We start from the raw sequence: 23,321 nt of genomic DNA on the forward strand, positions 1-23,321 counted from the left end.
CCCAAGCCGGGCGAAGCGGACGACCTGTCGAGACTTCCGTCCGGGCCGAGGGGGTGTCAAGCGACTAACGTCGGGGGCATGCCGACCGTGGAAGCGCCGATCGCCGCCGTGACCGTCTACCCGCAGCAGGCCCGGATCACCCGCCGGGGGAAGGCCCCGCTCGACGGCGGGGCGCGCCTGACCTTCGCCGGGCTCCCCCTGGCCCTCGACGCGGGCTCGGTGCGCGTCACCGGGACCGGGCCCGCGCTGATCACCGGCGTCGACGTGCGCACCGAGCGGCACGCAGCGCCGGCCGACGCGGGGTTGCGGGAGCTCGTCGAACAACGGCGTGCGGACCAAGCCACGCTCGACGGCGTCGTCGACGACGAAGCGGCCGAAGCGATGAAGGTGGATCTGCTGACTTCGCTCGCGAAGCGCAGTGGCGGCAGCTTCGCGAAGGCGCTGGCCGCCGGGACCGCGGAGCCGTCACGCGTCAGCGAGGTGACCGACGCGCTGGGCTCGCGGCTGGCCTCGGCGTTGAAGGCCCGGCGGGTTCTTTCGGATCGGATCACGCGGTTGCGCGAGGACCTGGCGGCGCTCGACCGCCGGATCGAGTCCCACAGCGCCCGGTCCGAAGAGGACAGTACGTCGGTCGTGGTGGAGCTGGAGATTTCGGACCCGGCCGGGTCGGCCGAGCTGGAACTGTCCTATGTGGTCCCTGGAGCGAGCTGGGAGCCGGGGTACGACATCCGCGTGCGCGGCACCGAAGTCACGGTGCTGTCGTACGGGCTGGTCACCCAGCACACGGGCGAGGACTGGCCGGAGTGCGAGCTGGCGCTGTCGACGGCGCGGCCGGCGGTTTCGGTGGTGGTCCCGGAGCTTTCCCCGTGGTATCTGGACCGCGTCCACCCGGTCCCAGCCGCCCCGGCGGCGGCGTACGGCGGTTCCGGCGGCGGCGTCCCGGAGGGTTCACGAATGCGCTTCGCGGCGATGGCGCCCAAGTTCGCGGCGGTCGAGCAGGGCACGACGGCGGTGACGTACCGGCCTTCACGCCCGGTGGAGATCCCGTCGGGCGCGCAGGGCCACCGGACGACGTTGGCGCAGCTTTCGCTCACGGCGTCGTTGGGTTACGTGACGGCGCCGGTGCTGGCCGAAGAGGCGTACCTGCGCGCGACGGTGGTCAACACGTCGGAGCACGCGCTGCGGCCTGGCCGTGCTTCGGTGTTCCACGACGCGGAGTTCGTCGGGACGACGGTGCTGGAGGCGTGGGCGCCGGGCGAAGACCTCGAGCTGGCCCTGGGTGTCGACGACCGCATCCGGATCGAGCGTGAGCTGGTCCGCCGCACGGCTTCGAAGGCGACGCTGTCGGGGCAGAAACGGCGTGAGGCGGAGTACCGGATTTCGGTGGGCAACCACGGGCCGCGTCCGGCCGTGGTGACGGTGCTGGACCAGGCCCCGGTGTCCCGCGACGACACGATCACGGTGCGGGACGTGAAGACGTCGCCGGATCCGGTGGAGACGTCGGCGCTGGGTGAGTTCACTTGGCAGTTGTCGTTGGCGCCTGGGGAAACGGGCGTGGTGACGTTGTCTTATCGGGTGGATGTCGCGAAGGGCGTGGAACTCTCCGGCTGGCGGGAGTGACGAGGACGCAGCGGGCAAGGGATAGGCGGCGGCCTGAACCTCGGGCCGCCGCCTTCCGTCAGCCCTGCGAGATGTAGGCCTCCAGCTGTTCCTGGCTCTTCTCCAGCTCCTCCATCCGGTTCTTCACCACGTCCCCGATGGAGATGATCCCGGCGAGGCGACCGTCCACCAGGACCGGCACGTGGCGGATGCGCCGCTCCGTCATCAGGACCGAGAGCTGGTCCACCGAGTCGTCCGGGCCGCAGCTGGCGACCAGCTTCGTCATGATCTCCGACACCGGTCCGTCGAGCAGGCCGGGGCCGTGCTCGTTGAGGCGGCGGACCACGTCGCGTTCGGAGACGATTCCGGCGATCGAACCGTCCGGTGCGACCACCACCATCGCGCCCACGTTGTTTTCGGCCAAGCCGGCCAGCAGCCTGGTCACCGTCGTCTCCGGGGTGACCGTTGCGACCGCCGACCCCTTCTTGCGCAGCAGATCCGCAATCCGCATGGCGATCCTTCCCGTCGGTGAGCTGGATCACCACAGGTTAAGGGCACCGGGACCTGGGCGAAAGTCCGGCAAACGGGGCGAATTCGTGGTATTGAAAACGATTCAGCCGAGTCGTTCGGCCAACCCGTCCAGTGCCAGGCGGATCCCGGCCGCGTAGTCGTCGTCGCAGAGGGCGTCCAGACGGCGTCGAGCCAGGTCAAGCTGCTCGCGGGCGGCCGGAAGATCACCCAGTTTGCGGTAGTCCTCACCCAGGTTCAGGTGCAGGGACGGGTAGAACCCGCGCACGGCCAGTGACGAATGATATTCCTGCGCCCGCGAGTCGGTCAGCGAGTCCGCCGCCGCCAGCGCGCGGAGGTCCCACTCGAGCTCTTCCGCCGGGTCGTCGCAGACGTCGGCCATGTGGTGCGCGAGCGCGACGCGGTGCAGCGGGTCGCCGTCCGGTCCGATCGACGCCCACAACGCCGTGAAGGTCGCGTACGCACCCTCCCGGTCGCCGCCGATGTGCTGCCGCAGACCGGCGTCGATCGCCACCATCACGTCGTCGGTCATGCCGCTCCCCCGTCCACCAGCGCCCGCAGCCGGGCCAGCCCCGGCCCGATCCGCTCGGCCGCGACCGCACCGTAACCGAACACGAGCCCGTGCCGCCGCTCGCCCACGCTGAAGTCGCCGAGCGAATACAGCCGGACGCCGTCGTGTCGGGCGCGGCGGACCAGGCCGGAGAGATCGGACGGCGAAGTCGCGCTCAGGTGCAGGCCCGCGGTCGACGGCAGCGGCGACAGGAAGTCCCCGAAGGAAGCAGCGAGCAGTCCCGACAGCAGTTCGTGCCGCTCGCGGTAGACCTTCCGCATCCGGCGGACGTGCCGCGCGAACCCGCCTTCGGCCATGAACGCCGCCAGCGCCGCCTGTTCGACGTTCGGCGCGTGCCAGTCGGTGAGGTACCGGGCCTTCACCAACGCCGGCACCAGCGACGGCGGCGCAACGAGAAACCCTAGCCGCAGCGCCGGCGAAAGCACCTTCGAGAACGAGCCGACGTACACCACCCGGCCCCGGGAATCCAAGCTGTGCAACGGTTCCAGCGGCCGGCCGGTGTAGCGGAACTCGGTGTCGTAGTCGTCCTCGACGAGCACTGCGTCGTTCCGCTCGGCCCAGTCCAGCAGCTCCAGCCGTCGCTCCAGCGACATCGACAGACCCAGCGGGTACTGGTGCGACGGCGTCACGTACACCAGCCGCGTCCCCGCCGGGATGGCGCTGACGACGATCCCGGACGCGTCCACCGGCACCGGCGCGACCCGGATGCCGCGCGCGCTGAGCACCAGCCGCGGCGGCGGGTAACCGGGGTCCTCGACGGCGGCCAGGTCGCCGTGGCGCAGCAGCACCCGCGCGACCAGGTCGGTCGTCTGCTGGGCCCCGGCGGTGACGACGACCTGCGCCGCGTTCGCCCGCACGTCGCGCGACACCCCGACGTGCCGGGCGATCTCTTCCCGCAGGGACGCGTGCCCCTGCGGGTCGCCGTAGGTCATCAGGTCGGCCTGGCCGGCGCGCAGCCGCTGCGTCACGAGGCGGCGCCAGGTGTCGAACGGGAACCGCGTGAGGTCGGGGACGCCGGGCCGGAAGTCGAACTCGGGCGCTGGGGCGAACGGCGCGGGCGGCGACGGCACCGCGTCCCACTCCGGCAGCGGCCGCACGCCGGAGACGTGTGACGGCTCGGGTCGCGTCGCCGGCGACGCGGTGACGAACGTGCCCGCGCCGACGCGCCCGGCCAGGAACCCCTCGGCGGTGAGGCGGTCGTAGGCCGCGCTGACCGTCGTCCGGGAGACCGCCAGCCGCTGGGCGAGCTCCCGCGTCGGCGGCAACGCCTCGCCGGGGCGGATCCGGCCGTCGAGGATCGCCGCGCGGAGCTGCCGGTAGATCGCGTCACGGTGGCCGCGCGTCCCGGTCAGGTCGATGTGAACGTCCACCGCTCCAGATTGGCACACCTGAGGTGCCGCGGATTTGGCACTGTTCGTGGACCGATCCCACGCCTAGCGTGCGAAGCATGGATCCCCGCGAACTCGACCGCCGTGCCTTGCTCGTCCTCGACAAGATCGTCGCCACCACCACGCCCGCCGACCTCGCGCGGCCCACCCCGTGCGCCGGCTGGACGCTCGCCGACCTGCTCCGCCACCAGGTCAGCGAGAACCACGCCTTCGCGACGGCGGCCCGCGAGGGCTCAGCCCCGGACTGGGACGCCGGTGACCTCGGCGCCGACGCCGTCGCCGCGTACCAGGCGTCCGTCGACGACTTCCTCGACGCGATGGCCGACGACGCCGTGCTCGACCGGCAGCTCACCATCAACCACTTTGGAACGTTCCCCGGCACGATCGCCGCGCACATGCACCTCGTCGACACCGTCGCGCACGGCTGGGACCTGGCCCGCACGCTCGGCCTGCCCTACGAGCCGGACGCCGACGCCGTCCACGCCGCCCTGCAGCTGGCCGAACGGATTCCGGACGAAGGCCGCGAAAAGAACAACTCGTTCGCCCACAGCGTCGACGTCCCCGCGGACGCGAGCGAGCTGGACCGGTTCCTCGCCCTGCTCGGCCGCGATCCCGGGTGGACGGTCAGCCGACCTCGGTGACCGGCGCGCGCCACGTGTCGCACGCCTTGGTCGCCTTGCCGTCGTAGCCCGCCTTGGCCCAGGACAGCTGGTGCTCGCGCGAGCCGTGCGTGTCGCTGTTGTTGGCGCGGCCGTAGTCGGCGACGGCGGCGTTCGCCAGCGAGCGGCTGATGGAGCCCGTGCCGGCGACGGCGGCCAGGAACAGCGCGCCGAAGCAGTTCGCCTGCAGCTCGATGCGGCGGACGACCTCCTTGTCGGCCGCGCTGTCTTCGTTCGGCGACGTCATCTTGTCGGCCGCCGCGGACAGGATCCCGCTCTCGCGCTGCACGTGGTGGCCGTATTCGTGGGCGATCGTCGCGATGTGCCGGGCCTTGTTCAGGCCCGCGTCCGAGAGCATCCAGTCGGTCGGGGCGTAGATCGTGGTGTCGCCGCCGCAGTAGTAGGCGACGGCTTCGTTCTCCGTCGGCGCCTCGCCGCACGCGCTGTGCTCGGGCAGCGTCACCGAAACCGTCGCGGTCAGCGTCGGCTCGTTCGCCTTCTGCAACGCGGGGCGCCACGACTGCTCGAGGCAGTCGGCCAGCGCGCGGTAGTAGGCCTTGAGCTGCTCGGGGGCACGGCCGAGGTCGGGCAGCGTGCACGTCGCGGGTCCCGGCGTGATGCCCGCGGCGAGCAGCGGGTTGCGGGCCAGCTCCGGCACGGGCTTCGCGTTCGACGTCGAGCCGGTGCCGCCGTACGCCCGGCCGATGTCGGCGCCCTGGGCGGCGAACGCGCGGCCGTCCACACGGCGCGGGATGGTGGCCGCGATCAGCGAGATGGCGAGCACCACGATCATGACCCCGACCACGGCGCCCCAAAGCCGGCTGCGCGGCGGAGCAATCGGAACGGGAGGCGCGGCGGCCCAGTTGGGCGCCCACGGGCTGGGATCCGGCGTCCAGGCGGGTTCCGGTGACCGGGCCGCCATCGGCGGCGGTGGTGGCGGCCCGGCAAGACCGGATTCCCCGGGCCCGGCCGGGCCGTCGGCGTTGTTCACGTTCTCCCCCTGCTCGCTGTGACCAGCATACGGACGACCGGGGAGGGCAGGATCACGAAACGAAAACGCCGCCCGGTGGCCACCAGGTGGGCGGGCGTACGAAACTGTGGTCATGAGTGTCGAGGATCCGTACCTGTGGCTGGAAGACGTGACCGGCGACGACGCGCTCGGCTGGGTGCGCGCCCGCAACGACGAGACGCTGGCGGAGCTGACCCGCGGGGCGCGGTTCGCCGAGCTGCGTGACGAGCTGCGCGAGGTGCTCGACGCCGACGACCGGATCCCGTACGTCCGCCGCCGCGGGGAGCTTCTCTACAACTTCTGGCAGGACGCGGCCCACCCGCGCGGCCTGTGGCGGCGGACGACGCTGGAGTCCTACCGGCAGGCCGAGCCCGAGTGGGAGCTGCTGCTCGACGTCGACGCGCTGGCCGAGGCCGAGGGCGAGAACTGGGTCTGGCAGGGCGCGACCGTGCTGCGGCCGGACTACCGGCGCGGCCTGGTCGAGCTGTCCCGCGGCGGCGCGGACGCGACGGTCGTGCGCGAGTTCGACCTCGACGCGCACGAGTTCGTCGAGGGCGGCTTCACCGTGCCCGAGGCGAAGACGCGGATCGGCTGGATCGACGAAGATCGCGTCTACGTCGGCACCGACTTCGGCCCGGGCACGCTGACCAGCTCGGGCTACCCGCGGCTGTCGAAGGAGTGGCGGCGCGGCACGCCTTTGGCAGAAGCCGTCACGGTCTACGAGGGCAAGCCCGACGACGTCTCGATCGGCGCGTCCCACGACCCGACCGAAGGCTTCGAGCGGGACTTCGTCAGCCGCGCCGTCGACTTCTACCGCTCCGAGCTGTACCTGCGGATGCCGGACGCGCTGGTCAAGATCGACGTCCCGGACGACGCGAGCGCGTCCGTGCACCGCGAGTGGCTGCTGGTCCGGCCGCGGACGGCGTGGACGGTCGGCGGCGCCGTGCACCCGGCGGGTTCGCTGATCGGCATCCGCTTCGACGACTTCATGGCCGGCGAGCGCGCGTTCACGACGCTCTTCACGCCCGACGAGCACACCTCGCTCGACTACTGGGCCTGGACGCGCCACCACCTGCTGCTCGGCACGCTGCGCGACGTCCGCACCGAGCTGCGGACGCTCACGCCGGGTCCGGACGGCTGGGCCGAGGAGCCGCTGTCCGGCGGTCCCGAGTTCGGCAGCGCGGACATCTTCGACACCGATCCCGACGTCAGCGACGAGTACCTGCTCAACTCCAGCGGCTTCCTCCAGCCGTCGACGCTGAGCTACGGCCACGTCGGTGAACCGATGTCTTCGCGGGGGTCCGGGTGGCAGCGCCCCCGGCCCGGGGCGGAGCCCCGGCATAACACTGTCGAAGTGCTGAAGCAGGCTCCGGCGTTTTTCGACGCTTCGGGGATGGACGTCGCGCAGTACTTCGCGACGTCGGAGGACGGCACGAAGATCCCGTACTTCGTCGTCCGGCCTTCGGGCGCCGAAGGCGGCCCGACGCTGCTGACCGGCTACGGCGGCTTCGAGGTGTCGCTGACGCCGTCGTACAGCGGCATGATCGGGCGCGGCTGGCTCGCCCGCGGCGGCACGTACGTCGTCGCGAACATCCGCGGCGGTGGCGAGTACGGCCCGAGCTGGCACACGCAGGCGATCAAGGCCGAGCGGCACCGCGTGTACGAGGACTTCGGCGCGGTGGCCGCGGACCTGGTTTCGCGGGGTGTCACGACGCCGTCGCGGCTGGGAATCCAGGGCGGCAGCAACGGCGGTCTGCTGATGGGTGTGATGCTGACGCGCTACCCGGAGCGGTTCGGCGCGATCGTCAGCCAGGTGCCGCTGCTGGACATGCGGCGTTACCACCTGCTGCTGGCCGGCGCGTCGTGGATGGCCGAGTACGGCGATCCCGACGAGGCCGCGGAGTGGGAGTTCATCTCGAAGTACTCGCCGTACCAGAACGTCCACAGTGGACGCCCTTACCCGCCGTCGCTGTTCGTGACCTCGACGCGCGACGACCGGGTGCACCCCGCCCACGCGCGCAAGATGGTGGCGCGGATGCGCGAGCAGGGCCACGACGTCCGGTACCACGAGAACATCGAAGGCGGCCACGGCGCCGCGGCCGACAACGAGCAGCTGGCGTTCAAGTGGGCGCTGGTGTTCGAGTTCCTGTGGGAGCAGCTCACGAAGTGACGCGCGCGAGCAGCACGCCGCCGACGATCAGGGCGAGCGCGGCCACCCGGCCGAGGCTCAGCGGGTCCTTGTTCACCACAACGCCGAGCACGATCGCGCCGACGGCGCCGATCCCGGTGAACACCGCGTAGGCGGTGCCCACCGGGACGGTGTCCATCGCGCGCGACAGCAGGTAGACGGCGGCGGCGCCGAGCACGAAGCACAGCAGCGTCGGCCACGGCTTCGTGAAGCTTTCGGTCGGCTTGATGCTCTGCGACCAGGCGATCTCGACCAGCCCGGCGGCGACCAGCGTGAACCATCCCATCAGGTCCTCCTCCTAGGTGGACACGGCGTCCACTTCGCTCAACTGGACGCCGTGTCCGGTTATTCCTAGGCTGGGCGAATGCCCGAACGCGCCGACGCGGCCCGCAACCGCGCCAAGATCCTCACGGCGGCCGAAGAGCTGTTCAAAGTCCGCGGAGCGGCCGAGGTGACAATGGAGGACATAGCGCAGGCGGCGGGCGTCGGCCGCGGCACGCTGTACCGCCGTTACCCGGACCGCGCGTCGATCGCGGTGGCGCTGCTGGACGAGCACGAGCGCAGGTTGCAGGAGTCCCTCTTGCGCGGGGATCCCCCGCTGGGTCCGGGCGCTCCCCCGGCGTCGCGCTTGGCGGCGTTTTATGAAGCGATGGTGGAGCTGCTGACCCGCCACGCGCCGCTGGTGTTGGGCGCCGAGGTGGGTCATTCCCGCTTCACAACGGGCGCGTACGGCTTCTGGCGCGCCCATGTCCGCGCTCTGGCGGCGGACACTCCGGACCCCGACGTGCTGGCGGACGTCTTACTGGCTCCGCTGGCGCCGGAGCTGTTCCTGCACCAGACCGCGCGCGGCGTCTCCCCCGAACGCATCACCGCGGCTCTGCGGGAGCTGGCGCTTCGGTCGCTCTAGACGAGTCCCCGCGGCCTCGCCCGCCTCGGGACGTACCGCGGTTTCGGCTTCGGCGCGTCCCCGCGGATCCGCGCGAGCGCGGCCTCGAAGGCGGTGAGCACGTCGGCGACGAACACCAGCCGTCCGACGCTGAGCCGGCGCAGTGCGGGCCCGTGATCAACGGCGACCGTGATCACAACGCCGAGCAGCAGGACCCGCCAGCCCGCGAAAACCGCGGCACGCAGCGGTTTCCCGAGCCCGCGGAAGCCGATTTCGAGCCGGTGGCAGTGAAACGGCACGTGCCGTTCCTCGTCGGCGAGGATCCGGGCGGCGACCTGCGTGACGAGCGGATCGCCGGTCCCATCCCGCAGAGCGCGGTAGTACCGCAGCGCGACGACCTCGGCGATGAGGAGAACCATCAGCTCCAGCCGCAGCCCAAGGGCGCGCCGCAACCACACGAAGACGGTGTCCGACCAGTGGCTCGCAATGGTCGGCACCCCGGCGACGCGCAGCAGTTCGTCGAGCATCCGAGCATGGTTCTGCTCCTCGGCGACGAAGAGCTTGACGGCGGCGAGATAACTGCCCCCACCGGCTTTCGCGATGAGGTTGGCGCCGTCGCCGGCCTCGCCGACCTGGAACCGCTGGATGCTCCGCGCGACGTCGGGGTGCAACCGGGCTCCGCGCGACCACGGCGGATCTTCGCGCCGCCGTCTGCGTTCGGCCTCGGTTTCGAAGTCCTGGAGCCAGCGTTCGTCCGTCATCGCCTCGATGATGCCGGATCGGCGTGGCGGAACCGCGCCGCTTCCGTGGAGATCCGGTGAAGTGTCTTGTTCCGCTCGAGTAGGCAACGGGAAACACCTTGAGCCGCGCACCAGGACCGGACACGATCAACGGCATGGTGTTCATCAACTTCCGCCGCGGCGACGGTGCCGACAAGGCTGCTTGGCTGGATGCCGAACTGAGCGCCGTCTTCGGCAAGGACAAGATCTTCCGATCGAGCCGGTCGATCGACCTCGGCCACGACTACGAGCCGATCATGTGGGACGCGGTCGACAACTGCCCCGCGATGATCGCCGTGATCGGAGACGGTTGGCTGCCCGAGTTCGGTCCTCGGCTGTTCCAACCCGACGACGTGGTCAGGCAGGAGATCGCCCGCGCGCTCGCAGCCGGCAAGCCGGTCATCCCGGTCCTCGGGCTCACGACTCCCATGCCCGCGGCCGATGACCTCCCCCCGGACCTCGCTGGGCTGGCCAACTGCCAGTACGTGCGGCTCACCTACCGCGACGCGCACGCCTTCCCCGGTCTGGTCGATCGGCTGATCGACGCCGCACCCGAACTCGGCATCGGTGTCCGGGAAGGGATCAAGGACCTGGCCACGTGGTCTCGGGAGCGCACCGAGCTGACCGGCTCCCGGCTACCTGCGGAGCTCGACCTGCTCGGCCGCGACGAGCAGGCGGCGCAGGTGCGGTCCTGGCTGTCCGGGCCGCCGGGAAACTTGATCATCCGCGGTCAGACCTCCGACGAGGTCGCAGTGTTCGCCGCCGCTGTCCTGGACAGGCACGACCCGCACCACCGCGCGGTCAGGGTGACTTCGGCGGCGGGCTGGGAGCACGCGGCCAAGATTCCTCCGTCCTTTCCCGTGGTCGTGGTGAGCGACGACGTCCCCGTGGCCGAGGGGCAGACCAGCCGCCACGTCGTCATCGCCCGCGACGGGTTCGAGCAGCGCTCCGGTGTGCTGGTCCTGCCGCGCATCCCGAGGGACAAGGCACGCGACGCATTCTTGGCGATGGGTGTGCCACTGCACCAGGCCGACGAGCTCGCCGGCCTCGCCCGGCGCAGCACGCAGGCCTTGATCCGGCGGCTGAGCCCGAACGCACCTCGTCCGCCGTGGGGCCAGCCGCCGGATTCGGCCATCGCCGCACCGCTGTCACTCGTCAGCAGGTGGTCCACGACCACCAAGGCCGACCACGAGGTCATCGCCGGGATCACCGGCGAGACGTACGCGCGGGTCGAGCGCTTCGCCACGGCCACCAAGGTTTCCCGGGATCCTTTCCTCCACCGCAGCGGTTCACGCTGGCAGCTCGCCGATCCCTCGGACGCGTGGTCCCAGTTGCTGACCCAGGTCAGCGACACGGACATCCGCCAGTTCAGCGCCGCGGCGATCGACGTCCTGAGTGAGAGCGACCCCGTGCTCTCCTTGCCTGACTCGGAGGTGCCGACCGCAAAGGTCAAGGGCGCGGTCCGGACCTGGTCGGACGACCTGCGGCAAGGAATCGCGCACGGCTTGGCCCGGCTCGGAGATTCCGGATCCGCCGGGATCGCCGGCAGCACCGCCGGTGACATCGCCGCGACAATCGTCCACCAGTTGCTGCGGCAGGCCAACGCCGACCGAACCGGACTGGCCTGGCGTTCGCTCCGTGACGTTCTCCCGCTGCTCGCCGAGGCCGCTCCACGCGTGTTCTTGGACGCCGTGAGTGCCGGGCTTCGAGGACAGGACCCACTGCTGCGGGTCATGTTCGAAGATACGGAAGGCCGGACGCTCAACCGGCACTCCGCGCACACATGGCTGCTCTGGGCACTCGAAACGGTTGTTTGGGCACCGCAGCACAGTACGGAAGCCACGCTGCTGCTGGCGCGACTCGCCGGCATCGATCCCCGTGGCCGGCTGAGCAACCGGCCAGACCGCTCTCTGCTCACGGTGATCGCACCTGTACCGGAAAGCCCACTACCGCTCGAGCGCCGGACCGCGATCATCGGCCAGGTTCGCACCAAGTACCCCGAGGTCGGGTGGCGGTTGCTGAGCGACCTCACCGACCGGGACCCCTTCCTGCTGCCCCTGGCTCGCCCCCGGGTCCGGCAGGACTGGCTCGGCCCTGCCACCACACCGTCAGATTCGCTCAAGATCTACTGGGATTCCGTCTTCGACGCCGTGCTGACCGACCTGGGCACCGTCCCGGACCGGTGGGCCACCTGGCTCCCCCGGCTGACCGGCCTCTCGGCCTCCCACCAGGAGTCGCTGCTCACGACCCTCGAAGCCACCGACTTCAGCCAAGCGGAGCCGGAAGCCGTGCGCGCGCTGTGGGACCAAGGCCGCAAGCTCGTGAACTTCGAGCGGAAACGATCTTCCTTGCCACAGTTCCTTCCGATCGAAACCATCAACCGTCTGTCGTCCTTCCTCACCACGATCGAGCCGACCGACGACCCGACCCGGCACGCATGGCTGTTCACCTGGCATCCGGACCTCCCCGATGTCGAGCTGACCGACCTCGAAGCACACGGCGCCGCGGTCGAAAGGCTTCGCATCGCAGTGGTGACAGAAGAACTGGCCAAACACGGGACCAGCGGCTTGGCCCGGCTGGCGGACGCGAGTGACCGGGGCCAGACCGTGGGATGGGCGCTCGCCCAGGTGGCCGGCGACACCGTCCGGGACGAAATGATCGCGAGGCTCACCGAACCGCTGGCGGAGGGCTGGATCTGGTACTGGTCCAGGACCGTGGGCGAAAGCTGGGCAACCGACCTGTTCAGCTCTCTTCCCGACGATCCGGCCCGTCGGACGGCGTTCCTGCTGGCCCTGCCGAGTGACTGGGCCGTCGACCTGGTGGCTCAGGAGGAGCCGGACGTCCGCGATCGTTTCTGGTCCTTGACGCCGGCTTTTCCCTTTCCGGCCGGGCAGCCGGAGGCGTACCTCGCCGAGATCCTCGGACAAGGCCGCGCTGTGGACGTCATCGACGCCTTGTCAGTGGCACTGCACGGCAACGACCAACCCTGGCGCCCGACCGCCGAGCTGGTCGAGGCAGCCTTCGACCGCCTGCTGAACACCTCCAGCCAAGTTTCTTCCCACACCGCGTACGCGGTTGGCCGCCTTCTGGACTACCTGCACGTCATCGGCCATAGCCTGCACGCCGTGGCGCGCTGGGAAATCGCGTTCGCGCCCTTGTTCCACGATCGCGCACCGCGGGCACTGCTGGAACTGATCGCCGCCGATCCGGCTGTCTTCGTCGAGTTGCACCAGTTCCGCTACCTCCCGACGGAGAAGATCAACCCGAAGGCCTACGGGTTCTTGTGGACCGGAGAGCACATGCGGTGCATCCCAGGCCAAGCGGGCGACCAGGTGGATCGGGCCCGGCTGCTCGACTGGGTGCGCCGCGCGCGCGAACTCCTCGACACAATCGGCATGGTGCGCACCGGCGATGACGCCATCGGCACGCTATTGGCCGCCGGCCCTGCTGGAGCCGATGGCGCCTGGCCTGCCGAGGCCGTCCGGGACGTCCTCGAGCTCGACGACGGCGACGATCTCCGCGAAGGGTTCGCGAGGGGATTAGCCAACAACATCGGCTTCACGACGCGCGGGGGGTACGACGGCGGCGATCAGGAACGAACCTCCGCGGAGACCTATCTCGCCTGGGCCGCCGAGATCGAGGTCGGGTGGCCGCTCGCGGCCGGCGCACTCCGCGACCACGCCGATTCATTGCACGGACAGGCCAAGCACTGGGACACCGAGGCCGAGAACGATCACGACGAGTAGCCGTGCCGCTCACGACCGGGCGCGGGCCGGAATGCCGTCGAGGACGCAGCTCGGCCCGAACTCGAATTCGGCGACGATTTGTCTACATCGGACCTCGTCGGCACCCGGCTCACATTGCCCACCGACCACGGGAACTCAGGCGCGTGGTCGACCGATTCTTGACCCACCGAGCACGGCGGAGCAGGCCGGGTGACGAGACCCGGCCTGCTCCACCCGGACCGTCAGCTACAACCCGACGTCGCGCCGCAGCCTTCGCAGGCGTAGCACGAGCCGGCTGGGCGCATCTTTGTTCCGCACGTCATGCACAGCGGGGCGTCCGCCGCCTTGCCGAGGCGGAGCTCCATCAGCTCCGTTGTAGTCTGGGCTTCGCGGTGGGGGTGCTCGGTTTCCGCCGTGTGCGGCTCCGGGGACGAGTCCACTGTGGAGCTCAGCATTTCGACGTCGACACCGCCGCCGTAGCCGGCCTCGACCTCTGCCGAACGCTCGTCCGCCGACAGGATTCCCAGCTGCGACCGCTTTTCGTGCGGCAGGTAGTCCAGGGCCAGGCGGCGGAACAGGTAGTCCATCACGCTCGTCGCGATGCGGATGTCCGGGTCGTCGGTCATGCCCGCCGGCTCGAAGCGCAGGTTCGAGAACTTCGAGACGTAGAACTCGAGCGGGATGCCGTGCTGCAGGCCCACCGAGATCGACATCGAGAACGCGTCCATCACGCCCGCCAGGGTCGAGCCCTGCTTGCCCAGCTTGACGAAGATCTCGCCGAGGCCGTCGTCCGGGTACGAGCCCGCCGTCAGGTAACCCTCCGCGCCGCCGACGGTGAACGACACCGTCTGGCTTGGGCGCTTCTTCGGCAGGCGCTTGCGCACCGGCCGGTACTCGACGACCTTTTCCGGCTCCGCGACGGCGGCGGCCTTGTCCTTCTTCGCCGTGGACAGCGGCTGGCCGACCTTGCAGTTGTCGCGGTAGATCGCCAGTGCCTTCAGGCCGAGCTTCCAGCCCTGGAAGTAGATGTCCTCGACCTCTTCGACCGTCGCCGACTCCGGCATGTTGACCGTCTTCGAGATCGCGCCGGAGAGGAACGGCTGCACCGCGGCCATCATCCGGACGTGCCCGATCGGCGCGATCGAGCGCTCGCCGACCGCGCAGTCGAACACCTCGTAGTGCTCCGGGCGCAGCCCCGGCGCGTCGACGACGTGGCCGTTCTGCGCCACGAACTCGACGATCGCCTCGACCTGCTCGGTGGGGTAGCCCAGCGACTCCAGCGCGCGCGGCACCGTCTGGTTGACGATCTGCATCGAGCCGCCGCCGACGAGCTTCTTGAACTTCACCAAGGAGAAGTCCGGCTCGATCCCGGTCGTGTCGCAATCCATCATGAAGCCGATGGTGCCGGTGGGCGCGAGCACGGACGCCTGCGCGTTGCGCCAGCCGTGCTTCGTGCCGATCTCGATGCCCTTCGACCACTCCTCCGTCGCGAGCGCGCGCGCCGCGGCGTCGTTCGAGTGGTAGGTGCGGACGAGCTCGTTCGCCGCCGCGTGCTTGCGCATGACGCGCTGGTGCGCCTCCGCGTTGCGCGCGTAACCCTCGTACGCGCCGACCGCCTGGGCCATCTCGGCCGAGCGCCGGTACGAGACGCCGGTCATCAGCGACGTGATCGCCGCCGCGAGCGCGCGGCCGCCCTCGGAGTCGTACGCGTGGCCCAGCGCCATCAGCAGCGCGCCGAGGTTCGCGTAACCGATGCCGAGCTGGCGGAACTTCCGCGTGGTGTCGGCGATCGGCTCGGTCGGGAAGTCCGCGAAGCAGATTGAGATGTCCATCGCCGTGATCACGAGCTCGACGGCGCGCGCGAACAGCGGCGCGTCGAACGTGCCCTCGGGCGTGGCGAACTTGAGCAGGTTCAGCGAAGCCAGGTTGCAGCTCGAGTTGTCGAGGTGCATGTACTCGCTGCACGGGTTGGACGCGGTGATCCGGCCCGACTCCGGGCAGGTGTGCCAGTCGTTGATCGTGCCGTCGTACTGGATGCCGGGGTCGGCGCACTCCCACGCCGCCTGGGCCAGGTCGCGGAAAAGTGTCTTCGCGTCGGTCCGGTCGATCACCTCGCCGGTGAGCCGGGCGCGCAGGCCGAAGTCGGTGCCGTTCTCGACCGCCTGCATGAACTCGTCGGTCACACGGACCGAGTTGTTCGCGTTCTGGTACTGCACCGAGGAGATGTCCGAACCGGACAGGTCCATGTCGAACCCGGCGTCGCGGAGGACCTTGATCTTCTCCTCTTCGCGCGCCTTAGTGCGGATGAACTCCCCGATGTCGGGGTGGTCGACGTCGAGCACGACCATCTTCGCCGCGCGCCGGGTGGCGCCGCCGGACTTGATGGTGCCCGCGGACGCGTCGGCGCCGCGCATGAACGAGACCGGGCCGGACGCGGTGCCGCCGGAGGTCAGCAGCTCCTTCGACGAGCGGATGCGGGAGAGGTTCAGGCCGGCGCCGGAGCCGCCCTTGAAGATCAGGCCCTCCTCGCGGTACCAGTTGAGGATCGACTCCATCGTGTCGTCGACGGCGAGGATGAAACACGCGCTGACCTGCTGCTTCGACGCCGTGCCGACGTTGAACCAGACCGGGGAGTTGAAGCTGAAGACCTGGTGCAGCAGCATCCAGGTGAGCTCGTGCTCGAAGATTTCGAGGTCCTGCGGCGTCGCGAAGTAGCCATGGTCACCGGCGGCCTTGACGTAGGTCTTCACGACCCGGTCGATCAGCTGCTTGAGGCTGCGCTCGCGCTGCGGGCTGCCGACGGCGCCGCGGAAGTACTTGCTGGTGACGATGTTGGTGGCGTTCACCGACCAGGACGACGGGAACTCCACGCCGCGCTGCTCGAAGTTGACCGAGCCGTCGCGCCAGTTCGTCATCACGACGTCGCGCTGTTCCCAGGTCACCTGGTCGTACGGGTGCTTCCCCTCGGTGGTGAAGACGCGCTTCACGCTCAGCCCGCCGGCCGCCTTGCTCTTCTTGCCGGCGGCCGCGCCGGCCCCGGTTCCCACGGTTTCGGTCATCGGTCGAACCCTCACTCCCGCAGCGGCGCGGTCAATCGCCGTCGTCGCGCTGCTCGCTCTCCTCGGGCGCAGCAGTACCCGCCATGGCCTCACGGAGGTCCGCGATCTCCTTCTCGAAGTCTTCGACCGAGGAGAAGGAGCGGTAGACACTGGCGAACCGGAGGTAGGCGACCCCGTCGAGCTCACGCAGCGGGCCCAGGATGGCCAGGCCGACCTCGTGGCTCGGGATCTCCGCCAGCCCGGCGGAGCGGATCGACTCCTCCACGCGCTGCGCGAGCTGCTGCAGCGCGTCGTCGTCGACCGGCCTGCCCTGGCAGGCGCGGCGGACGCCGCTCACCACCTTGTCCCGGCTGAACTGTTCGGTGACGCCCGAACGCTTGACGACGGCGAGCACCATCGTCTCCGACGTCGTGAACCGGCGGCCGCACGACGCGCACGAGCGCCGCCTGCGGATCGCCTGGCCTTCATCCACCTCTCGGGAGTCGACGACCCGAGAGTCCGCATGCCGGCAGAACGGGCACCTCATCCGCCGATCACCTTCCCCTCCGCGCCGGCCGCCCCGGTCGACGTCCGCCGGCCACCACGCGTGGCCGTGCCTCGAGCACCGGCACCCCTGCACCTGGTGATCGAATTGTGGACATCCGGTGGGTAAGAGCCGACCAGCTGTGGACAACTGCTGTCCAGTCTACCCCAACCTGTGGACCAACTACAGCGGTGTAACTACTACATATAGCGGCGAAGAGTAGAACTCGAGCGGTGTGCGCGCAAGCGGCGCGGCCGGGCGGATCCCCGCCCGGGTGAGACCGGTTGACGCCCGGCGCGGATCAGGGAGCGGGGACGGCGGCCGGGTCGGCGACCGGGACCGTGAGCGGCAGCCCGGGGACCAAAACGGCCTGGTCCAGGCGGTTCAGCTCTTTGATCCGGGCGACAACCGCGCCAGGCTCGCTCGCTGGCGCGAATCGCGCGGCCAGCGAAGAGAGCGTGTCACCCTGCCCGACCGACACCGTCGCGGTCGACTCCGGCACCGGGGCGCCGGAAACTCCGCTGTCCAGAAGACCCAAACCGGTGATCACGAGGCAGCTCGCGACGGCGAGCGCGGCGAGCCACGGCCAGCGGACCGGCACCCGGCGCGGTGTCGCGCACGGCTGACCCGCCGGACGGCGTCCCGCCACGACCCGGGCGCGTGTCGGCGGGCGGTGCACCTCGCCGCGCCGCCCGCGCAAGACGCGCACCGGGCGGGGTTGCGCCGGAACCGGGGCCGCCGGGCGAGCCGGACCGCGTTCGGCCAGAATGGACATCCGAACCTCCTCGAAACCCTGGTGTCCGCCCGGATCCCGAACCGGTCGCGGCTCGTGGATCAAGGTCGAACAAGCGTTCTATCGAACGCCCGTGCGAAGGTCTACCACCTACCACCGACAAAATCGAGCGGACACGGCGTGTCGATCGAACAGATGTTTGAAATCGTCGTGCCCGGGGGCTAACGTCGGTGACCAGGGCATCTGCCGGGCAGATGCCGTCGGCGAGGCTGCCCGCACCCGCGGGCGGCGGCCGGCGCGCAGATACGTGCAGCGAACGTCTGGGAGGCGACGCAGTGGCGAAGGAGAACAAGGCCGGCAGGACCAGTGGGTCCCCTGGTGGCTCGGGCAAGGTGCACGCCATGCCCGAGGTGTACGACGTGGACGACGCTCTCACCGTCCGCCAGCAGCAGGTCCTCGACGTCATCCGCTCCTGGGTGAGCCGGTTCGGCTACCCGCCGAGCGTCCGGGAGATCGGCGAAGCGGTCGGCCTGACGTCGACGTCGTCGGTGTCGCACCAGCTGCGTGCGTTGCAGCGCAAGGGGTACCTGCGCCGGGACGCGAACCGCCCGCGCGCGGTCGGCGTGCTGTCGGCGACCGACGACAACCCCATGGGCATCGAGATGGACCAGCAGCCGGTCATGCCGAAGGCGGCGTACGTGCCGCTGGTCGGCCGGATCGCCGCCGGTGGCCCGGTGCTGGCCGAGCAGGCGATCGAGGACGTCTTCCCGCTGCCGCGGGAGATCGTCGGCGAGGGTGAGCTGTTCCTGCTCAAGGTCACCGGCGACTCGATGGTCGACGCGGCCATCACCGACGGCGACTGGGTCGTGGTCCGGCAGCAGCCGGACGCGGACAACGGCGAGATCGTCGCGGCGATGATCGACGGCGAAGCGACGGTCAAGACGTTCAAGCGCAAGGACGGCCACATCTGGCTGATGCCGCACAACGAGGCGTACGAGCCGATCCCCGGCGACGACGCGACGGTGCTCGGCAAGGTGGTCGCGGTCCTGCGCCGCCTCTGAGGAGTCCCTTCCGGGCTATCGCACGGCCTGGAAGGTTCACCGGATCGGATGATCTTCGGCCGTGGGGAGCCGAACCTGATCGCGGTGTGGGGAGTGGACGGGATGCCCGGCCCGTCCGCCTCGCGCCGATCGAGGTTTCCTTCGCGCGGTGCGCCGGACTGCGCGGCCTGAGCCGCCGCGCCCCGCACCGCGCGAAGGACGATCCGCTCAGCTCCGGCGTCGGCGCATTTTGCTGAACCCGAACCAGCCGAGCCCCACCACCGCCACCGCGATCCCCGCCGCCGGCAGGAACGGCACGCCGTCACTCCCGGACGAGCCGGCGCCGCTCGCGCTCGAAGCGGGTTTTCCGTCTGTCGACGCCGAAGCCGAAGCGGCCGCCAATGCCGCCGCGCCCTTGACGGTGCGGAGTGGCTGGCCCACGCCTTCGCTGCCCGACACCAGCGTGCCGTCGGGGTCGAACGCGATCGCCTCGCCCTGCTTCTCCCCCGGCAACGGGATCCGGACCGGCGTGCGCTGCAACGCGGCGAGGACATCACCGTCCGGGGCCGGGTACACGTAGGCGTCGGTGTAGGTCCGCAGCGCCACCACGGTTCCGTCGGCCGAAGACGCACCGCCGGTCACGAGGACCGAGCCGAACGACCCTACCGGGCCGCCCGGGGTGTCGGTCTCCTTGATCTTCACCGTGCCGACCTTCTCCAGGTTGGTCGGCCCCGGGCTCGCGAGCGGCCCCGACGGCCGGTACACCTTGGCCTCGCCGAGGATGTCCTTGGTGATCAGGTACGGCGTGCCCGCCTTGTCCATGATCAGCGCCTCGGTGTCGTGCTGGCCGTCCGGGTACGTGAGCCGGTGCAGCGTGACCTTGCCCTGCGGGCTCATCTCCAGGAGCGCGACCGTGAGCCGGCCCTTTTCGTTGTCCCCGGTGTCGGACAGCCACAGCCGCCCGTCCGCGGTGCGGGCCAGGTCCTCGACGTCGAACGGGTCCGTCTTGTCGGTCAGGACCTTCTGCACCTTGCAGTCCCGGCCGAGGACGAACACCTGGACCTTGGTGCCGCCGTCGTTGATCGCGTAGAACTTCGCGCCGTCGGACACCAGGCCGGACAGCTCGCCGATGCGCGAGTCCTTCATCGTGCACAGCGGCTCCGGAGCGGCCGGAGCCGCCGAAGCCGGAACAGGCCCGCCGAGCACGCCCAAGAAAACCGCCGCACCTGCGACCACCCAGCGCACCCAGCCACCTCCGAAAACATTCCAGTGTGCGATCACGCCGATCGCACACTGGAATGTAGACGTGTCAGGCCCTGGTCGAGTTGGTCTCGAACTCGCGCAAAGCCGCCGCGAGGTCCGGGCGGACCCGCACCAGCAGGCGCGTGCCCTCCTCGGCGTGCTCCTCTTCGAGGACCTCGCCGTCCGCGTGCGCCCGCGCGACCAGCTCGCCGCGCGAGTAGGGCACGAGGACCTCGATGGTGACCTCCGGCCGCGGCAGGCGGTCGGTGATCACCTCGACGAGCTCCGCGATGCCCGCGCCGGTGCGGGCCGAGACCTGCACCGAACCGGACAGCGCGTGCCGCAGCCGGGCGAGGCTGACCTCGTCGGACGCGTCGATCTTGTTGATCACCAGCAACTCCGGCGGGAGCGGCTCCTTGCGCTTGCGCGTGATCTCGCCGAGCACCTCGCGCACCGCGCTGACCTGCTCCTCCGGCGCCGGGTCGGACCCGTCCACCACGTGCACGAGCAGGTCGGCGTCCGCCGCCTCCTCGAGCGTCGAGCGGAACGCGTCCACCAGCTGGTGCGGCAGGTGCCGCACGAACCCGACGGTGTCGGTCAGCGTGTAGGTGCGCCCGTCCGCGGTCTGCGTGCGCCGCGTGGTCGGGTCGAGGGTGGCGAACAGCGCGTCCTCCACCAGCACCCCGGCCCCGGTCAGCGCGTTGAGCAGGCTCGACTTGCCGGCGTTGGTGTAGCCGACGATCGCCACGCTGGGCACCTCGTTGGCCAGCCGCCGCCCGCGCTTGGTCTCGCGGATGGTGTCCATGGCGGCGATCTCCCGGCGCAGCTTCGCCACGCGCTTGTTGATCCGCCGCCGGTCGGTCTCGAGCTTGGTCTCACCGGGACCGCGCAGGCCCACGCCGCCGTTCGCGCCCCCGGCGCGGCCACCGGCCTGCCGGGACAGCGACGCGCCCCACCCGCGCAGCCGCGGGATCAGGTACTGCAGCTGGGCCAGCTCGACCTGCGCCTTGCCCTCCTTGGACCGGGCGTGCTGGGCGAAGATGTCGAGGATCAGGGCGGTCCGGTCGATGACCTTGACCTTGACCTTCTCCTCGAGCTGCCGCAGCTGGCCCGGCGAGAGCTCGCCGTCGCAGATCACGGTGTCGGCGCCGGTGGACCCGACGATCTCGCGGACCTCCCGCACCTTGCCCGAGCCGATGTAGGTGGCCGGGTCCGGCTTGGTCCGCCGCTGGATGAGCCCTTCGAGGACTTCCGAGCCCGCCGTCTCGGCCAGGCGCGCCAGCTCGGCCAGCGACGCCTCGGACTGCAGGGCGGTGCCCTCGGTCCACACGCCGACCAGCACGACGCGTTCGAGCCGCAGTTGCCGGTACTCGACCTCGGTGACGTCGTCGAGCTCCGTGGACAGTCCCGCGACGCGCCGCAGGGACGCGCGGTCCTCGAGCTCCATCTCGCCTGTCGACGGGTCGTACAGGTCGTCCGAGTCGTCACGGTGGTCTTCGGTGTGTGTCAGTTCTGTCATCGTGCCTCCATGTTCCCACGATTCGCCGCGGGAACCGAACTTTTACGTGCTGGGGTAGGTGGCGAGGTAGATCGCGGTGCGCTCGGCGCCGGGACGGCGTGGGCGCGCTCGGAACTCCTCGAGCAGGGCGTCGAGCCGGGTTTCCAGCTCCGCTCGCTCCTCGGGGGCCACCTGGACGACCAGGCGTGACTGGTGCACGCCCTCGAATCCGGTTTCGGCGATCTCGGCCAGATAGGCCTCGAGCACCGCCTGTTCCACGTCCTTGTCACCGCATGAGTCGAGTGTCCAGGAAAGCCCGGTCGAAAGATACGGAATTTCCCGTGCGCCCCGGGTGCCGCGCCGCGGCGGCTGGGCGGTGAGGAAGCCGGTGTCGACGAGCTTGCGCACGTGGTGCAGGGTCGTCGCGGGGTCCCGGCCCAGGCGTTCGGCGAGCTCCTTGTTCGTCAACGCCTGCGAGAACGTCAACCGGATGATGCGCAGCCGTATTCCGGAGGCCAGCGCGGCAGCCTCGGCTTCGGTCGCGACACGTCGTTTTTCAGCGGACACGCGCCCAGCCTAGAGCGAACAGTGATTGACACTTTCCAATCACTCGCGGCACACTCGGGCCCATGTCCAGGGGGTCATCGCTCTTCTTCCACGCCGACTTCAGGCGGCTTTGGGCCGGCGACACGGCCAGCCAGTTCGGCACGTTCGTCGGCAACACCGCCATCCCGCTGCTCGCCGCGGTGACGCTGGCCGCGACGCCGTTCGAGATGGGCCTGCTGACCGCGGCCGAAACGCTCGCGTTCCTGCTGATCGGGCTGCCCGCCGGGGTGTGGGTCGACCGGATGCGCCGCCGCCGGGTGATGCTCACCGCCGACTTCACCCGCTTCGCGCTGCTGCTCAGCGTGCCGCTCGCCTGGTGGGCCGGGGTGCTGACCCTCGCCCAGCTGCTGCTGGTCGTGTTGCTCGTCGGCGTCGCGACGCTGTTCTTCGACATCGCCTACCAGTCGTACCTGCCCTCGCTCGTCGGCCGGGAGCGCCTGCTGGAGGGCAACGCGAAGCTGCAGGCCGTCCACTCGGTGGCGCAGGTCGCCGGGCCGGGCGCCGCCGGTGTGCTGGTCCAGCTGGTCAGCGCGGCCAGCACCGTGCTCATCACCGGCCTCGGCTACCTGACGTCGGCGCTGTGCCTGCTCCGCATCCGCGCGGCCGAACCCCGTCCGGAGCCCGAGGCCCACGCCCGGCTGCTGCCGCAGATCGCCGAAGGGCTGCGGTTCGTCTTCTCGGACAAGCCGTTGCGCGCGATCGTGGCGTGCACGGCGACGGCCAACCTCTTCAACGCCGCGTTGAACGCGGTGCAGGTGCTGTTCCTGACGCGGACCGTCGGCCTGCCGCCGGCCGCGATCGGCGTGCTGCTGGCGGCCGGCGGCGCGGGCGGGATCCTCGGCGCGGTGTGCTCCGGCGTGCTGACCCGGCGGATCGGCCAGGCGCGCGCGATCTGGCTGCTCCCGCTGGTGACCATGCCGGCGAGCCTGCTGGTGCCGCTGGCCGCGCCGGGCCCGGCGGTCGTGCTCGCCGGGGTCGGCCTGGTCGTCAGCGGCTTCGGGATCATCGTCTACAACATCGCGCAGGTCTCCTACCGGCAGGCGATCTGCCCGGACCGGCTGCTCGGCCGGATGAACGCGAGCGTGCGCTTCGTCGTCTGGGGCACGATCCCGCTCGGCGGCCTGCTGGGCGGCGGGCTCGGCGAAGGGCTCGGCCTGCGCGGCGCGGTCTGGGTCGCCGTCGCCGGCGAGGCCGCCGCGGTGCTGTGGGTGCTGTGCTCACCGCTGCGGCGCATGCGCGATCTGCCGACCGCGGCGAAAAGCGGTTCTCCCGCCGCCTAGAGTTGGTT

At 70.5% G+C, this 23,321-nt stretch carries 20 protein-coding genes; 8 read left to right on the top strand and 12 right to left on the bottom strand.

Going from position 1 to position 23,321, the window contains the following annotated elements; genetic code table 11:
* Nucleotides 1-78 precede the first annotated feature (78 nt).
* The gene (locus ACZ63E_RS22520) at nt 79-1,620 is read left to right on the top strand and encodes a mucoidy inhibitor MuiA family protein (protein WP_465338065.1); all 1,542 of its coding nucleotides are present in this window, start codon (nt 79-81) and stop codon (nt 1,618-1,620) included.
* A gap of 58 nt (nt 1,621-1,678) precedes the next feature.
* Here ACZ63E_RS22520 and ACZ63E_RS22525 read toward each other — a convergent pair whose 3' ends face one another.
* The 3 genes from ACZ63E_RS22525 to pdxR form a co-directional block, all read right to left on the bottom strand.
* Nucleotides 1,679-2,110, bottom strand: coding sequence for a CBS domain-containing protein (locus tag ACZ63E_RS22525; protein ID WP_465307784.1), 432 nt, complete (start codon nt 2,108-2,110; stop codon nt 1,679-1,681).
* A 102-nt stretch (nt 2,111-2,212) separates the two neighbouring features.
* Nucleotides 2,213-2,659 carry a hypothetical protein gene (locus tag ACZ63E_RS22530; protein ID WP_465338066.1) on the bottom strand — a complete coding sequence of 149 codons (447 nt, stop codon included), beginning with the start codon at nt 2,657-2,659 and terminating at the stop codon, nt 2,213-2,215.
* Nucleotides 2,656-4,068: a MocR-like pyridoxine biosynthesis transcription factor PdxR gene (pdxR, locus tag ACZ63E_RS22535; RefSeq protein WP_465338067.1), complete on the bottom strand. Its 1,413-nt coding sequence runs from the start codon at nt 4,066-4,068 to the stop codon at nt 2,656-2,658. The genes ACZ63E_RS22530 and pdxR overlap by 4 nt, the downstream gene beginning before the upstream one ends.
* A gap of 77 nt (nt 4,069-4,145) precedes the next feature.
* Here pdxR and ACZ63E_RS22540 point away from each other — a divergent pair, with 77 nt between their 5' ends.
* Complete coding sequence (locus tag ACZ63E_RS22540; RefSeq protein ID WP_465338068.1) at nt 4,146-4,727, top strand: TIGR03086 family metal-binding protein; 582 nt, start codon at nt 4,146-4,148, stop codon at nt 4,725-4,727.
* On the opposite strand, the gene ACZ63E_RS22545 is transcribed toward ACZ63E_RS22540, so the two are convergent.
* Nucleotides 4,711-5,538 (bottom strand): neutral zinc metallopeptidase, encoded by an 828-nt coding sequence (locus ACZ63E_RS22545; RefSeq protein WP_465338069.1) that lies wholly within the window; start codon nt 5,536-5,538, stop codon nt 4,711-4,713. The two genes, ACZ63E_RS22540 and ACZ63E_RS22545, sit on opposite strands and share 17 nt — an antisense overlap.
* On the opposite strand from ACZ63E_RS22545, the gene ACZ63E_RS22550 reads away from it, so the two are divergent.
* The gene (locus ACZ63E_RS22550) at nt 5,537-5,758 is read left to right on the top strand and encodes a hypothetical protein (RefSeq protein WP_465338070.1); all 222 of its coding nucleotides are present in this window, start codon (nt 5,537-5,539) and stop codon (nt 5,756-5,758) included. The two genes, ACZ63E_RS22545 and ACZ63E_RS22550, sit on opposite strands and share 2 nt — an antisense overlap.
* Nucleotides 5,759-5,848: 90 nt before the next feature.
* Nucleotides 5,849-7,924, top strand: a complete 2,076-nt coding sequence (locus ACZ63E_RS22555) for a prolyl oligopeptidase family serine peptidase (RefSeq protein WP_465338071.1) — start codon at nt 5,849-5,851, stop codon at nt 7,922-7,924.
* On the opposite strand, the gene ACZ63E_RS22560 is transcribed toward ACZ63E_RS22555, so the two are convergent.
* Nucleotides 7,914-8,228 carry a DMT family transporter gene (locus ACZ63E_RS22560; RefSeq protein ID WP_465307794.1) on the bottom strand — a complete coding sequence of 105 codons (315 nt, stop codon included), beginning with the start codon at nt 8,226-8,228 and terminating at the stop codon, nt 7,914-7,916. The two genes, ACZ63E_RS22555 and ACZ63E_RS22560, sit on opposite strands and share 11 nt — an antisense overlap.
* Nucleotides 8,229-8,306: 78 nt before the next feature.
* Between ACZ63E_RS22560 and ACZ63E_RS22565 the strand changes: the two genes are divergently transcribed.
* Nucleotides 8,307-8,849: a TetR/AcrR family transcriptional regulator gene (locus tag ACZ63E_RS22565; protein WP_465338072.1), complete on the top strand. Its 543-nt coding sequence runs from the start codon at nt 8,307-8,309 to the stop codon at nt 8,847-8,849.
* Here ACZ63E_RS22565 and ACZ63E_RS22570 read toward each other — a convergent pair.
* Complete coding sequence (locus tag ACZ63E_RS22570; protein WP_465338073.1) at nt 8,846-9,589, bottom strand: ferritin-like domain-containing protein; 744 nt, start codon at nt 9,587-9,589, stop codon at nt 8,846-8,848. The two genes, ACZ63E_RS22565 and ACZ63E_RS22570, sit on opposite strands and share 4 nt — an antisense overlap.
* Nucleotides 9,590-9,723: 134 nt before the next feature.
* Between ACZ63E_RS22570 and ACZ63E_RS22575 the strand changes: the two genes are divergently transcribed.
* On the top strand, nt 9,724-13,353 hold the full coding sequence (locus ACZ63E_RS22575; protein WP_465338074.1) for a hypothetical protein: 3,630 nt from the start codon (nt 9,724-9,726) through the stop codon (nt 13,351-13,353).
* 221 nt (nt 13,354-13,574) lie between these two features.
* Here the strand turns inward: ACZ63E_RS22575 and ACZ63E_RS22580 are convergent, their stop codons facing one another.
* The 3 genes from ACZ63E_RS22580 to ACZ63E_RS22590 form a co-directional block, all read right to left on the bottom strand.
* Complete coding sequence (locus ACZ63E_RS22580) at nt 13,575-16,391, bottom strand: vitamin B12-dependent ribonucleotide reductase (RefSeq protein WP_465338075.1); 2,817 nt, start codon at nt 16,389-16,391, stop codon at nt 13,575-13,577.
* A gap of 31 nt (nt 16,392-16,422) precedes the next feature.
* The gene (nrdR, locus tag ACZ63E_RS22585) at nt 16,423-16,917 is read right to left on the bottom strand and encodes a transcriptional regulator NrdR (RefSeq protein ID WP_465338076.1); all 495 of its coding nucleotides are present in this window, start codon (nt 16,915-16,917) and stop codon (nt 16,423-16,425) included.
* Between the two features lie 298 nt (nt 16,918-17,215).
* Nucleotides 17,216-17,689, bottom strand: coding sequence for a LysM peptidoglycan-binding domain-containing protein (locus ACZ63E_RS22590; RefSeq protein WP_465338077.1), 474 nt, complete (start codon nt 17,687-17,689; stop codon nt 17,216-17,218).
* Nucleotides 17,690-18,048: 359 nt separating this feature from the next.
* On the opposite strand from ACZ63E_RS22590, the gene lexA reads away from it, so the two are divergent.
* A complete protein-coding gene (gene lexA / locus ACZ63E_RS22595; protein ID WP_395924527.1) occupies nt 18,049-18,708 on the top strand; it encodes a transcriptional repressor LexA in 660 nt (219 codons plus the stop codon).
* A gap of 207 nt (nt 18,709-18,915) precedes the next feature.
* On the opposite strand, the gene ACZ63E_RS22600 is transcribed toward lexA, so the two are convergent.
* From ACZ63E_RS22600 to ACZ63E_RS22610, 3 genes are all read right to left on the bottom strand, one after another.
* A complete protein-coding gene (locus tag ACZ63E_RS22600; protein WP_465338078.1) occupies nt 18,916-19,932 on the bottom strand; it encodes a hypothetical protein in 1,017 nt (338 codons plus the stop codon).
* Between the two features lie 64 nt (nt 19,933-19,996).
* On the bottom strand, nt 19,997-21,448 hold the full coding sequence (hflX, locus tag ACZ63E_RS22605; RefSeq protein ID WP_465307811.1) for a GTPase HflX: 1,452 nt from the start codon (nt 21,446-21,448) through the stop codon (nt 19,997-19,999).
* A 42-nt stretch (nt 21,449-21,490) separates the two neighbouring features.
* The gene (locus ACZ63E_RS22610; protein WP_465307813.1) at nt 21,491-21,994 is read right to left on the bottom strand and encodes an ArsR/SmtB family transcription factor; all 504 of its coding nucleotides are present in this window, start codon (nt 21,992-21,994) and stop codon (nt 21,491-21,493) included.
* 62 nt (nt 21,995-22,056) lie between these two features.
* On the opposite strand from ACZ63E_RS22610, the gene ACZ63E_RS22615 reads away from it, so the two are divergent.
* The gene (locus tag ACZ63E_RS22615) at nt 22,057-23,313 is read left to right on the top strand and encodes an MFS transporter (RefSeq protein ID WP_465338079.1); all 1,257 of its coding nucleotides are present in this window, start codon (nt 22,057-22,059) and stop codon (nt 23,311-23,313) included.
* The last annotated feature ends 8 nt before the right edge of the window (nt 23,314-23,321 follow it).

The organism is Amycolatopsis sp. NPDC104819 (assembly GCF_055583145.1).

Coding starts and splice junctions, on each gene's coding strand:
- ACZ63E_RS22520 (WP_465338065.1), top strand. CDS start 79: ATGCCGACCGTGGAAGCGCCGATCGCCGCCGTGACCGTCTACCCGCAG.
- ACZ63E_RS22525 (WP_465307784.1), bottom strand. CDS start 2,110: ATGCGGATTGCGGATCTGCTGCGCAAGAAGGGGTCGGCGGTCGCAACG.
- ACZ63E_RS22530 (WP_465338066.1), bottom strand. CDS start 2,659: ATGACCGACGACGTGATGGTGGCGATCGACGCCGGTCTGCGGCAGCAC.
- ACZ63E_RS22540 (WP_465338068.1), top strand. CDS start 4,146: ATGGATCCCCGCGAACTCGACCGCCGTGCCTTGCTCGTCCTCGACAAG.
- ACZ63E_RS22550 (WP_465338070.1), top strand. CDS start 5,537: ATGACCCCGACCACGGCGCCCCAAAGCCGGCTGCGCGGCGGAGCAATC.
- ACZ63E_RS22545 (WP_465338069.1), bottom strand. CDS start 5,538: ATGATCGTGGTGCTCGCCATCTCGCTGATCGCGGCCACCATCCCGCGC.
- ACZ63E_RS22555 (WP_465338071.1), top strand. CDS start 5,849: ATGAGTGTCGAGGATCCGTACCTGTGGCTGGAAGACGTGACCGGCGAC.
- ACZ63E_RS22560 (WP_465307794.1), bottom strand. CDS start 8,228: ATGGGATGGTTCACGCTGGTCGCCGCCGGGCTGGTCGAGATCGCCTGG.
- ACZ63E_RS22565 (WP_465338072.1), top strand. CDS start 8,307: ATGCCCGAACGCGCCGACGCGGCCCGCAACCGCGCCAAGATCCTCACG.
- ACZ63E_RS22570 (WP_465338073.1), bottom strand. CDS start 9,589: ATGACGGACGAACGCTGGCTCCAGGACTTCGAAACCGAGGCCGAACGC.
- ACZ63E_RS22575 (WP_465338074.1), top strand. CDS start 9,724: ATGGTGTTCATCAACTTCCGCCGCGGCGACGGTGCCGACAAGGCTGCT.
- ACZ63E_RS22580 (WP_465338075.1), bottom strand. CDS start 16,391: ATGACCGAAACCGTGGGAACCGGGGCCGGCGCGGCCGCCGGCAAGAAG.
- nrdR (WP_465338076.1), bottom strand. CDS start 16,917: ATGAGGTGCCCGTTCTGCCGGCATGCGGACTCTCGGGTCGTCGACTCC.
- ACZ63E_RS22590 (WP_465338077.1), bottom strand. CDS start 17,689: ATGTCCATTCTGGCCGAACGCGGTCCGGCTCGCCCGGCGGCCCCGGTT.
- lexA (WP_395924527.1), top strand. CDS start 18,049: ATGCCCGAGGTGTACGACGTGGACGACGCTCTCACCGTCCGCCAGCAG.
- hflX (WP_465307811.1), bottom strand. CDS start 21,448: ATGACAGAACTGACACACACCGAAGACCACCGTGACGACTCGGACGAC.
- ACZ63E_RS22615 (WP_465338079.1), top strand. CDS start 22,057: ATGTCCAGGGGGTCATCGCTCTTCTTCCACGCCGACTTCAGGCGGCTT.